Annotated in this window: 11 protein-coding genes and 1 pseudogene; 10 read left to right on the forward strand and 2 right to left on the reverse strand. The window is 60.3% G+C overall.

Features of this window, described 5'->3' with window-relative positions:
• Positions 1–610 (reverse strand): biotin/lipoyl-binding protein (locus tag JOY90_RS40045; RefSeq protein ID WP_367276877.1); only part of this gene is annotated, 610 nt, incomplete at its 3' end.
• Positions 611–794: 184 nt separating this feature from the next.
• Between JOY90_RS40045 and JOY90_RS04290 the strand changes: the two genes are divergently transcribed.
• The 9 genes from JOY90_RS04290 (at position 795) to JOY90_RS04330 (ending at position 8701) form a co-directional block, all read left to right on the forward strand.
• The gene (locus JOY90_RS04290; protein WP_291689917.1) at positions 795–1772 is read left to right on the forward strand and encodes a LysR family transcriptional regulator; all 978 of its coding nucleotides are present in this window, start codon (positions 795–797) and stop codon (positions 1770–1772) included.
• Positions 1773–2030: 258 nt separating this feature from the next.
• Entirely contained in the window at positions 2031–3530 is a 1500-nt protein-coding gene (locus JOY90_RS04295) for an aldehyde dehydrogenase family protein (RefSeq protein WP_291689918.1), read from the forward strand.
• Positions 3531–3548: 18 nt separating this feature from the next.
• Positions 3549–3878, forward strand: coding sequence for a nuclear transport factor 2 family protein (locus JOY90_RS04300; RefSeq protein ID WP_291689919.1), 330 nt, complete (start codon positions 3549–3551; stop codon positions 3876–3878).
• On the forward strand, positions 3875–4519 hold the full coding sequence (locus tag JOY90_RS04305; RefSeq protein WP_291689920.1) for a UbiX family flavin prenyltransferase: 645 nt from the start codon (positions 3875–3877) through the stop codon (positions 4517–4519). The genes JOY90_RS04300 and JOY90_RS04305 overlap by 4 nt, the downstream gene beginning before the upstream one ends.
• Entirely contained in the window at positions 4510–6024 is a 1515-nt protein-coding gene (locus tag JOY90_RS04310; RefSeq protein ID WP_291689921.1) for a UbiD family decarboxylase, read from the forward strand. The genes JOY90_RS04305 and JOY90_RS04310 overlap by 10 nt, the downstream gene beginning before the upstream one ends.
• A 9-nt stretch (positions 6025–6033) precedes the next feature.
• Complete coding sequence (locus JOY90_RS04315) at positions 6034–6660, forward strand: NAD(P)-binding domain-containing protein (protein ID WP_291689922.1); 627 nt, start codon at positions 6034–6036, stop codon at positions 6658–6660.
• A gap of 113 nt (positions 6661–6773) precedes the next feature.
• Positions 6774–7082 (forward strand): NAD(P)-binding domain-containing protein, encoded by a 309-nt coding sequence (locus JOY90_RS04320; RefSeq protein WP_291689923.1) that lies wholly within the window; start codon positions 6774–6776, stop codon positions 7080–7082.
• The gene (locus tag JOY90_RS04325) at positions 7079–7339 is read left to right on the forward strand and encodes a hypothetical protein (RefSeq protein ID WP_291689924.1); all 261 of its coding nucleotides are present in this window, start codon (positions 7079–7081) and stop codon (positions 7337–7339) included. Before JOY90_RS04320 ends, JOY90_RS04325 begins: the two co-directional genes overlap by 4 nt.
• 408 nt (positions 7340–7747) lie before the next feature.
• Entirely contained in the window at positions 7748–8701 is a 954-nt protein-coding gene (locus JOY90_RS04330; protein ID WP_291689925.1) for a LysR family transcriptional regulator, read from the forward strand.
• A 267-nt stretch (positions 8702–8968) separates the two neighbouring features.
• Here JOY90_RS04330 and JOY90_RS04335 read toward each other — a convergent pair whose 3' ends face one another.
• Positions 8969–9325: a hypothetical protein gene (locus JOY90_RS04335; RefSeq protein ID WP_291689926.1), complete on the reverse strand. Its 357-nt coding sequence runs from the start codon at positions 9323–9325 to the stop codon at positions 8969–8971.
• Positions 9326–9833: 508 nt separating this feature from the next.
• On the opposite strand from JOY90_RS04335, the pseudogene JOY90_RS04340 reads away from it, so the two are divergent.
• Positions 9834–10583 (forward strand): annotated as a pseudogene (locus JOY90_RS04340) (IS3 family transposase); the annotation flags it as partial.
• Positions 10584–10626: the final 43 nt, after the last annotated feature.

Raw genomic sequence — 10626 nt, forward strand, 5'->3', positions numbered from 1 at the left:
TGGGACGAGGCGACACGAAGCGGTCGTATCTCGACGATATTCTCGGGACGAACGGCGAACGCATAGTTCCCGTCGGGTCCGTACTGCACGGCCGAATCGGGCACCACCATCCTCGGCTGACACGGACTTGAAGCCATGCACTTTCCGCTTGGGCCAGATGCAACTGCGCCTCGTAGGTGCGTGGATCAATCTGTGTAAGCAGATCGCCGGCGCGAACGTCCTGCCCCTCCTGGAAAGCGACAGCCTGCACTTCGCCATCGACCCGGACGTGGACCGTCACGGTGTTTAGGTCTGAACGGTGCCGATCCCGACGCGGTATGTCGCCGATCTCGACAATCTCCGTGGTCACCGGAATCGGGTGCACGGCTGCCGCTGCAGATGGGCCGCAGCCGCGGGCGAAGTTGCTGCGATCTCGACATGGGGACGCAATGGTATGGACGCTGCAACGCCGGTGGCTGAAACAAAGAAGACGCCGATGCCTCACCAAACCGTCGGACGTTTCGTTTTGCGCGGCTCTATCGCGGTCCTGGGTGCCTGGTGAAGATGATCTGCTCTTTAAGAGGCGGGAAGGTCGGTGTTGAACCCGCGGGATCGCGTTCCAGGCGTCCATCCGTAAAGCGCCGCTCTCGTCGTTTGCAGCGCCTGCCGTCCTGTATAGTCTTGATCGGTGTCACCTCGGACGAGCTGAGCGGGGAGACCAAAACGAGGCCCCCCGAGTCCCGGGAGGGGCGCCATTGTAATAATTCGTAGGATGTATTATGCACAAATCGATAGTATCGATCCCGTGCATCGGTATGACCGATTTACGATTCTTCGACCTCAACCTCCTTGTCGCCTTTGAAGCTTTGATGGCGGAGAGGAACGTGACACGCGCTGCTCGTCGGGTCGGGATTGGACAGCCCGCGATGAGCCACGCTCTCGCTCGTCTGCGTGAGCTGTTCGGCGACGATCTGTTTCTGCGCACCTCCGGCACGATGCAGCCCACGACCCGGGCGCTGGCGCTTGCGCCTTCGGTTGCGCAGGTGCTTGCGGATATCCGCAAGAACGTTTTGGCTGATAGGAGCTTTGACCCGGACAAAGCTGAGATCACCTTTCGCGTCGGCGCCTCCGACCATTTTGAGCTGGCCGTCCTTCCCGGCGTCATTGAAGTTCTGCGAACGACTGCACCGAAGTCTAGGCTAGTCGTTACCGCCGTCGACCGTGATCGGCTACCGAGCATGCTCGAGAGCGGAGTTGTGGATTTGGCCATAGGGTATTTTCCGGACACTCCCAGCTCACAACAGTCGGAGTTTCTTTTTCGGGAAGAATACGTCTGCCTATTCGACGCAAAGGCGTGCAATGTATCGCCGCCTTTGAAGTTGAGCACTTATTTGCGACTGCCGCACATCATCATGTCGCTACGCGGCGAGTTGACCGGCGCGGCGGACGCCACGATTTCCCGCGAGGGAGGAAGTCGCTTCGTCTTCATGGCTACGCCTCATTTCTTGGCCATACCGTTTCTGCTCCATGGATTACCCGCGGTGGCCGCCGTGCCGCGACGACTGGCAGAACACTGCCGCGAGGTCGCCGGCCTCTCCGTCAGTCCTCTTCCGATTGAGCTTGAGGGCTTCGACGTTTCCATGCAGTGGCACGCGCGCACCGAGTCGGATCCTGCGCACCGCTGGTTTCGAGATATTGTGCGGGCCGTTGGCAAGTCAAAGCGGCCCCCTCCGCCTCGAACTTCACTAGGGCGCCGGCGCAAGCGGGCCACGCGGCTGAGGGCACGAGACTAGTCAAGGTCCGCTTCGAGGACTGAAGGATCGACAAGTCTCGGATCGGCCTGCAAGCGCTTGCCTTCCACTCACCCACTTTATCTCCTTGAGATTCACCGCGCCGTGACGATCAATCAAGTCGATTTATTAAATCGATAGCTTCGATTTGACGAAGGCGTCGGATCAAGCTTACTAATAGGGAGAGATCGACGGTCGGCGAACGTCGGCGCCCTTCCTCTCCCCACACGAATTCAACCAAGGGTTACTTTGGAGGCGCGGATGGCTACAGGCGAATTGCTGTCTCAAGAGCAGAAAAAGCCGCGCCGCACACGCTTGCCTCGCGGACAGCTGCTCATCGGAGGCGCTTGGCGCGACGCCCGTGACGGCGCCACCATGACGACCTCGGACCCGACCACAGAAGACATCATCACCGAGGTCGCAAAGGGTTCGGCCGCAGACGTCGAGGAGGCCGTCGCCGCCGCTGTCCGCGCATTTGAGGACGGACCTTGGCCGCACCTTCACCACGAGGCGCGAGCCAAGCTTCTCTTCAGAATGGCCGACCTTCTCGATGAGCGCGTAGACGAATTCGCCCTTCGCGAGGCCATGGATATGGGCATGCCATACCGTGACTTCCGTGAAACAATCATGCCGCACTGCTCGGGCCTATTCCGCTTCTTCGGCGGCGCTGCGATGAACGCGATGAACGGCGGCTATCGGACTTCCTACGAAGACCAAATCCGGATTTTGACTCGTCGGGAGCCCCTAGGGGTCGTGGGCTGTATTACTCCCTTCAACTTTCCCCTCGCGCTGACGTGCTCGAAAATCGCGCCCGCGCTCGCGGCCGGCAATTGCATCGTTCACAAGCCGGCCTCCGACACCCCTTTGACGGCGTTGGCGCTGGCCCAGGTGGCCATCGATGCTGGAATCCCAGAGGGCGTCTACAATCTCGTCACCGGACCCGGGGGTACACTTGGCGATGCCCTGGTGAAGCATCCGCTTGTCGACAAGATAGCATTCACAGGCTCAACGGGCGTTGGACAGGGAATTATCCGCAACGGCGCCGATACGCTCAAGCACACAACAATGGAGCTCGGCGGCAAGTCTCCCAATATCATCTTCGCCGACGCCGACATCGACGCGGCAGTGCAGGCAGCCTTCTGGGGCATATTCTGGAACAAGGGTGAGGTCTGTGTCGCCGGCTCCCGCCTGCTGGTGGAGCACTCCATCTACGACGCGGTGGTCGACAAGCTGGCGCAAATGGCGAAGGGGGCGGTTCTCGGCGATCCACTTGATCCGGCGACGATGGTGGGGCCGATCGCCAGTCGCAACGAGTACGACAAGGTGATGCGCTATGTGGAGGAAGGTAAGAAAACGGCCACGCTCGCCGCCGGCGGAAACAGCCGCAAGATCAACGGCAAGGGCCTCTTCATAGAGCCGACGGTGTTCGCTGGCGCGACGAACGACATCAAGATCAGTCGCGAAGAGATCTTTGGGCCTGTCATTCCTGTCATCTCCTTCAAAGATGAGGAGGAAGCGATCCGGCTCGCCAACGACACTCCTTACGGTCTGGCTTCCGGCATTCAGACCGGAGACCTGGGTCGAGCTCTGCGTCTCGCTGATCGCATCAAGGCAGGAACGGTCTGGCTGAACACCTGGCACAAGTACCATCCCAACGCTCCCTTCGGCGGCTACAAAATGTCGGGTTATGGCCGTGAACAAGGCCTCGAAGCCCTCGAGAGCTACACCCAATACAAGACCATCTGGGCAAACCTCGCATAGAAAGAACACGAGGCCCTGATGGACCTACGCAGGTTTTACGAAGAGCAATTGGAGCTGATCCGCAAAGGAGATGCTTCTGAGCTTGTTAACCAACATTATCATCCCGAGGCCGCCCTGGTGACACCCGAGCGAGTGGTGAAAGGGCACTCCGCTTTGAAGGAGATGTTCAGAACCTACCTCCCGTCATTGGGCAACTCCTTGATCAGCACGGAAACCTTTGTTGCCGACGGCAAGGTCTGTCTGATCGAGGCCGAGATAAAGCAGGGCGCGCAGTCCCGGCGCGTCTATGACGTCTTCGTGCTCGAAGAAGACAGGATCATCTATCACTTCGCCGGGGTGTTTCGTTGAGCGCCCTTGGCAACGGAGCTGATCGACACCGCCGCCCTCTGGTCATCGGCATCTCCGGAGCCAGCGGGGTCGTCTACGGGGTGCGGCTGCTGGAAAGCTTGAGGGAGCTCCAGATCGAAACTCACCTGGTCATGACGAAGGCAGGTGAGATGACGGCGGCGTACGAGCATCCCCTGCCCCCTAGAGCGATCCGCGCTCTGTCGTCGGTGCATCATCCGGTCTCGGATATCGCTGCTCCGATCGCCTCGGGGTCGTTTCGAACGATGGGCATGATCGTGGCCCCCTGCTCGATGCGAACGCTCGCCGAAATTGCCTCCGGGGCGACCTCGAACCTTCTGACTCGAGCAGCAGATGTGTGCCTCAAAGAGCGCCGGCGGCTTGTCCTTCTCGTTCGCGAGACACCCCTTCATGCGGGCCACCTGAGGGCGATGCTCGCCGTCACGGAGATGGGCGGCATCATCGTGCCGCCGGTACCCGCCTTTTACGCCAAACCCGCGTCTCTTGAAGAGATGGTCGACTACACCGTGGGACGCGTTCTGGATCTTTTCGAGTTGGACACAGGCCAGGTGCAGCGCTGGAACGGAATGCGTGAGCGGCAAGCCCTTGGTGAAAACGGAAAGGAGTCGGCGCCATGGACTTAGAGGGACAAGGGCGCAATCCCGCTCACATCAAGTCGCTTCGAGACTTCCTTGCGGCACTCCAGCGCATTGATGAAGTGCAGGGGATCGACAAAGAGGTCGACTGGAATCTGGAAATGGGAGCGATCACGCGCCGCTCCATGGATTTGCGCGCCCCCGCGCCGCTCTTCAACAAGATCAAAGGCATCGAGGCCGGCTTCAGGGCGTTTGGCGCGCCAGGCGGTCTAAGCGCCAACTCAAAATACAAATACAGTCGCGTTGCCTTAGCGCTTGGGCTGCCGGCCGACGCTCCGCCTCTAAAGGTCGTCGAGGCGCTTAAGAAGGCGCGCAGCAAGCCTCCTCTTCCGCCGCGAATCGTTCCGTCGAAGGGCGCGCCATGTAAACAAAACGTCCTTCTCGGCGAAGAGATAGACTTGCTCCGTTTCCCAACGCCGCTGATCCATGGGGCGGATGGTGGCCGGTACATTCAGACCTTCGGACTGAACATCGTTAGAACTCCGGACGGCTCATGGACCAATTGGTCGATCAACCGGATGATGCAGCTCGACCGCAATCGGATCGCCTGTCTAATCCCGCCGAACCAACATCTCGGCATCATTCATGCGAAGTGGAAAGAGCGAGGCGAACCGACTCCAATCGCTGTGGCGCTCGGGGTGGAGCCCGGCTTGCCCTATGTGGGCGGGATGCCGATCCCGGAAGGGATGGACGAGGCCGCTTTTCTTGGCGCCTACTTCGGGGAGCCTCTGGAGCTGGTCCGCGCCGAAACGGTTGAGATCGATGTGCCCGCAACCGCGGAGATCGTGATCGAGGGACATATCTCGCACGCAGAGACTGCCATGGAAGGCCCCATGGACGAGTATCCGGGCTATGTCGGCGAAAGCGGATCGCCAAAGCCGGTGCTCACGGTAAGCGCCATAACGTTCCGCACCGATCCCATCCTCCCGTTCTCGACCGCGGGCGCGCCCGTCGATGAAAACCATACAGGCTGGGGGATTCCCCATGCGGCTGAAATCCTTCACTTGCTTCAGACGGCCGACTTCCCTGTAGGCGCATGTTGGATGGTGCTTGAGAGCGCCTGCCATTGGCTTGTCATCGCTGCGAGGACGGACTGGCATGAAATGACCGGTCTCGATTCCCGCGCTTTTGGCCAACGCATTGGAGAACTCATTTTCAGCTCGAAGGCCGGCTTTGGCATTGCGAAGGTCCTGCTGATTGAAAACGACATCAACGTTACAGACGTTGAGCAGGTCGTATGGGCTTTCGCCAGCCGAGCTCACCCTTCGCATGGCGAAATCTATTTCAATGAGGAGGCGCAGAACTCTCTTCCTGTGTTCCTTGATAGTGGTGAGAAGTTTACTTACCGAACAACCAAGGTGATCCACAACGCGTTACTCGCGGACCGATTTCCTGTCGAACGTCGCCCGAAGCGTTCGGATCTTGAAAATGGCTGGCCGGCCTCGATCGGACGCCAAGTGATAGAAAACTGGCGCGCCTACGGCTACCGCTAGGAGTTCACCATGAAGATCGGCATATTGGGCGCAGGAAATCTTGGCACGGGTCTCGCCAAACGCCTCATTGGCCGCGGCCATGACGTAATGCTGAGCTTCTCGAAAGACGTAAAGCAGCTTGCCAAGGCCGCCGACTCGGTAAGTGCGCGCTCAGGCCAGGCTGCCGAAGCAGCCGACTTCGCTGACGTACTCATTCTATGTCCGCCCTGGAGCGCCGTGCCACAGGCAGTGGGCCAGGCCGGCTCTCTAGCCAACAAGATCATCTGGGACTGTACCAATCCTCTCAAAGCCGACCTCAGCGGGCTCCTGTTAGGCTTCAGCACCTCTGCCGGCGAGGAAGTCGCCCGGCTCATGCCCGCCGCAAAGGTCGTGAAGGCCATCCCGCCTTTTGCGGAGCTCCTGCACTCGCCGGCCTCCGCGGAGGCGGTGCGGCCGGCTGTGTTTGTCTGTGGGGACGATGCGGATGCAAAGGAGACGGTCTCGCGCCTGGTCTCGGATATCTCGGCCGAACCGATAGACGCGGGACCTCTTTCAACCGCTCGGCTGACCGAGCCTGCTTCTCTGTTGCTGGTGCAGCTTGCGTACAAGCAGGGCCTCGGACCTCGAATAGGAACTGGACTGCTGAAATATTCCTAAATCATCGCGATCGCGCTGAAAGCCGACGGTCCCGACAATGAAGGTGGGCGTACTTGGCTCTGGGACGTCGCGCAAACGCTGGCGGCAGGTTTTGCGCGGCATGGTCATTCGCCATGCTCGACACGCGAGATCTGAGCGCAGAGAAAACCCGCTCGTGCTCGAAGGAAAGCGGCGTGACGGCGGGCACGTTTTCCGAGACGGCGCGCTTCGGAGAATTATTGGTTCTGTCGGTGCTAGGTCGGGTCGTCGACCAAGTCGTCAAGCTTGCGGGCGCGGAGAACTTCGAGGGCAAGACCGTCATTGACACGACGAGCCCGCTCTCCGAAGACCCCCCAGTCAACGGAGTTCTGCAGTACACGATCGGACCTAACGAGTCGCTTGGAGAGCGCAACCAGGCGCTCATGCCAAAGCTCAAGTCGTGAAAGCATTTAATAGCGTCGGCGCACCGCCGATGATCAACCCGCACTATGAACAAGGAACGCGCACAGTGTTCATCTGCGGGAACAGCGATGAAGCTAAAGGCCAAGTGACCGGAATTCTCACGCAGTTCGGATGGGAAGCCTTCGACTGTGGGGGCATCCGCGCCGCTCGGGCAATCGAAGCATTGTGCATGCTTTACTGCATTCTCGGCTTTCTACGCGACGAATGGTCTAATGTCTTCAAGATTCTGACCCGGTGATCATGGTCCGCGCCGTCGTCGAGGTTCACCAGTGCGAACCCGAGACAGCAAAATAGCGCTGACGCCCCTGCAGCTCTGGTCTTGATCACGCCACGCTTTCCAGGAAGCAAGGAAGCCCGCTGCACCTTCCACAAGACCGCAGCGGCCGGCCTCCGTAGTGCGCCAGCCTTGCTCCCGCGAATTGGCGCGCGCCCTCTGTGGGGCGGGGAGTGGATAACAGGATAACGCCCCATGTTTGCAGCTGCGGGGCGGCTTACCACTCCGTCCGCCGCGCGCCCCAGCCTCATCGAAAACAGCCCATCCTTCCCCGTAGGCGCTCGCCGCTGATCACGGCGCCCTATTGAAACGCGCAGGCGAGGGCATTAGTCTTTTCATCGATAATGCATCTATGACATTATCGACATATCGATGGCATCGATCCCGATCATTGAGATGACCGATTTGCGCCTATTCGATCTCAACTTGCTGGTGGCGTTCGACGCGCTCATGTCCGAGCGGAATGTCACCCGGGCGGCGCGGCGAATCGGCGTCGGACAGCCGGCCATGAGCCATGCGCTTTCAAGACTGCGCGAACTTTTTGGTGACGAACTCTTCATTCGGACCTCTGGCTCGATGCAACCCACGACCCGTGCGCTCGAGCTTGCCGGTTCGATCGGCAGGATATTGGGCGACATTCGCGGCAGCGTCTTAGCGGATCGAGCATTTCGGCCAGAGGCCGCCGACACACTCTTCCACATCGGCATGACCGACTATGCCGAGATCGCGGTGCTTCCCCCAGTCCTCGCCGCTACGCGCTCTTTGGGCTCGCGCATTCGGGTCTCGATCAAGTCGATCGACGGCGACCGTCTTGCGGAAATGCTTGAGACCGGCGCTGTCGACCTCGCAATAGGCGTCTTTGGTGAGCCCATCGCTACGCACAAGAGCGAAGTCCTTTTCCGCGAAGAGTCCGTTTGCTTATTCGACGGAAAAGCTTGCGGGGTAAGTCCGCCACTCGATTTGAAGACCTACCTCGAGCTTCCACACATCATCGCGCTGTGCAGTGGCGAGTCGATGCCCGATCTTCAAACGCTACCACGTCGCCATGCGTGTCGTCTTGTGGTTATGGCGACGCCCCACCTCCTGGCGATCCCCCTTCTCTTGCATGACCTGAGAGCGGTTGCAGCAGTCCCCCGGCAACTCGCCGTTTCGCAGCGCGAGTCCTTGGGACTCGACGTCAGTCCAATGCCGCTGCCGAGCGACGGCTTCGAACTGTCGATGCACTGGCATCTGCGGACTGATTCAGATCCAGCCCATCGATGGTTTCGAGATATCGTTCGCACTGCGGCTGGTCCCAAAGCGAACGCGCGGTCCCACCTGTCCTGAAACGCCTCGAAACCTTGCTCGGCGAGGACTGCTACAGAGAACGCTCGCCCGGGAAGGCGCAATCATCGCCGCCTCCAGGTCAACCGCCCGAAGCGCAGTTGGGCCGCAGTTCAGCGAAGTTGACGATCTTCTCCCAGCCTAGCGGCGTGAGCGCGTAACCGCCCACCGCTCCAGACTGGAATTTGCGCCATAACGCCGGCCGGATCAGCGTCAGCAGCGCGGCGGCGACGACAGGAACACCTGCGATGGGGTCCCGTTTGACCGGGGTTAGTTCTTCGACAGCCCCGTGATATTCGCCTCGGCTAACGGCGCCGATACTAAGTCGACGCCAGAGAAATAGGCATTGACGGGTTCAACGAGCCTTGGGTTGAAATCGATGACCATCGGCTGCTCGTCTGCGCTCAGGACTACATCCAGCGAAAACGCGCCTTGCCAGGCAAGGTCTGACGCAAGCTTCGCTGGAAGCTCATTTATCCCTCGGATCTGGACACTCTCCTTGAAGGCCGCGCCACCTCCTGTGCCCTCGCGGGTTCGAAGATTAGCGTGAAACGCAACAAGCCTGCCGCGATCTGCGACAACCTGAACCATTGCCAGGTGACCATCGCACTGTGCCTGGGCGAGCAACCTGCGTTCCCCTAGGCCCATGGCGGCGGCAACGCGTTCAAGTTCAGCGTGTGATGTTACGCGCTGTACCCCCGTCCTGGCGGTACTGATGGGGCGCTTGAGGAAGACAGGCAGTTGCGGAATGCGATCAAGATCGCATGCAGGGCTGACGACAGTCGTCTTGCTGGGGCACGGCCGACGCCAGCAAAGTCTCGGAGGCCGAGATTTTGTCCTGAACACAGCGCAGAGAGTGAAAGGGCGGGACGGATCGTGGCCGCGCTGAGCTCAGCTTGCCGTGCCGACACCACCGCCGCCTGTTCTTGCGTGGGAAACAAGACGTCAGCCGGGGGGCCTTCGCGACTTCGTTTGCAGCGTCGAACCAGGCAATTGGATCTGGCCCAACGGCGGCACGCTGTGCACGGCGCGGACATGGCGGCTAAAGCGCGCCAGGCAGAGTTTCGTCGCGGACAGTATCTCCGGGTGATGACTCAGGCCGCCTAGCAGCGAAACCACTTGACGCGAAGTAATCCGGCCGGTTAGCGCTCGCGTGACGACCAATGCCACGCTCCTGGCGGCGATCCGAGACGTCCATCAGGACAGCGGCCGACGCTACGGCAGCCCGCGGGTTCATGCGGCGCTGCGGGCGCAGGGACGCGGCTTCAGCCGTGGCCGGATCGAGCGGCTGATGCATCGCCATGATATCCGCGCCATCATGGCGCCGCCGCGCCGAGTCTGCACCACCGACGTCCCGCCATGGCCTGCCGATCGCACCTAACCTGATCGCCCGCGATTTTACAACCGCAGCTCCGAACCGGGTCTGGCTTGCCGACATCACCTACATTCCGACAGACGAGGGCTGACTGTACCTGGCCGTCATCATGGACCTTTTCAGCGCAAGATTGTCGGCTGGGCGATGCGCGACCAAATGCAGGTCGAACTCGCCTCGTCCGCACTCACGATGGCAATCCGGCAGCAGCGGCCGGAAGCCGGATTGATCCATCATTCCGATCGCGGCGTGCAGTACGCCTCCCACGCCTACCGCGACGCGCTTTCGGCCGCCGGCATCGCCGCATCGATGAGCCGCAAGGCGAATTGCTACGACAACGCCCCGATGGAAAGCTTCTTCCACACCTTGAAGACAGAGCGGGTCCATCATTGCCAATACAAGACCCGCGCCGAGGCCCAGCGCGACATCTTCGCCTTCATCTACAATCGAACACGGCTCCATTCCGCGATCGGATATGTCGCCCCGATCCAGATGGAGCTAAAAGCAGCTTAAACCCGTCCACTTTTTCGGGGGAAGATCAAACATACAATGACAA

This window comes from Bradyrhizobium sp., from assembly GCF_019242285.1.
Lineage (GTDB): Bacteria > Pseudomonadota > Alphaproteobacteria > Rhizobiales > Xanthobacteraceae > Bradyrhizobium.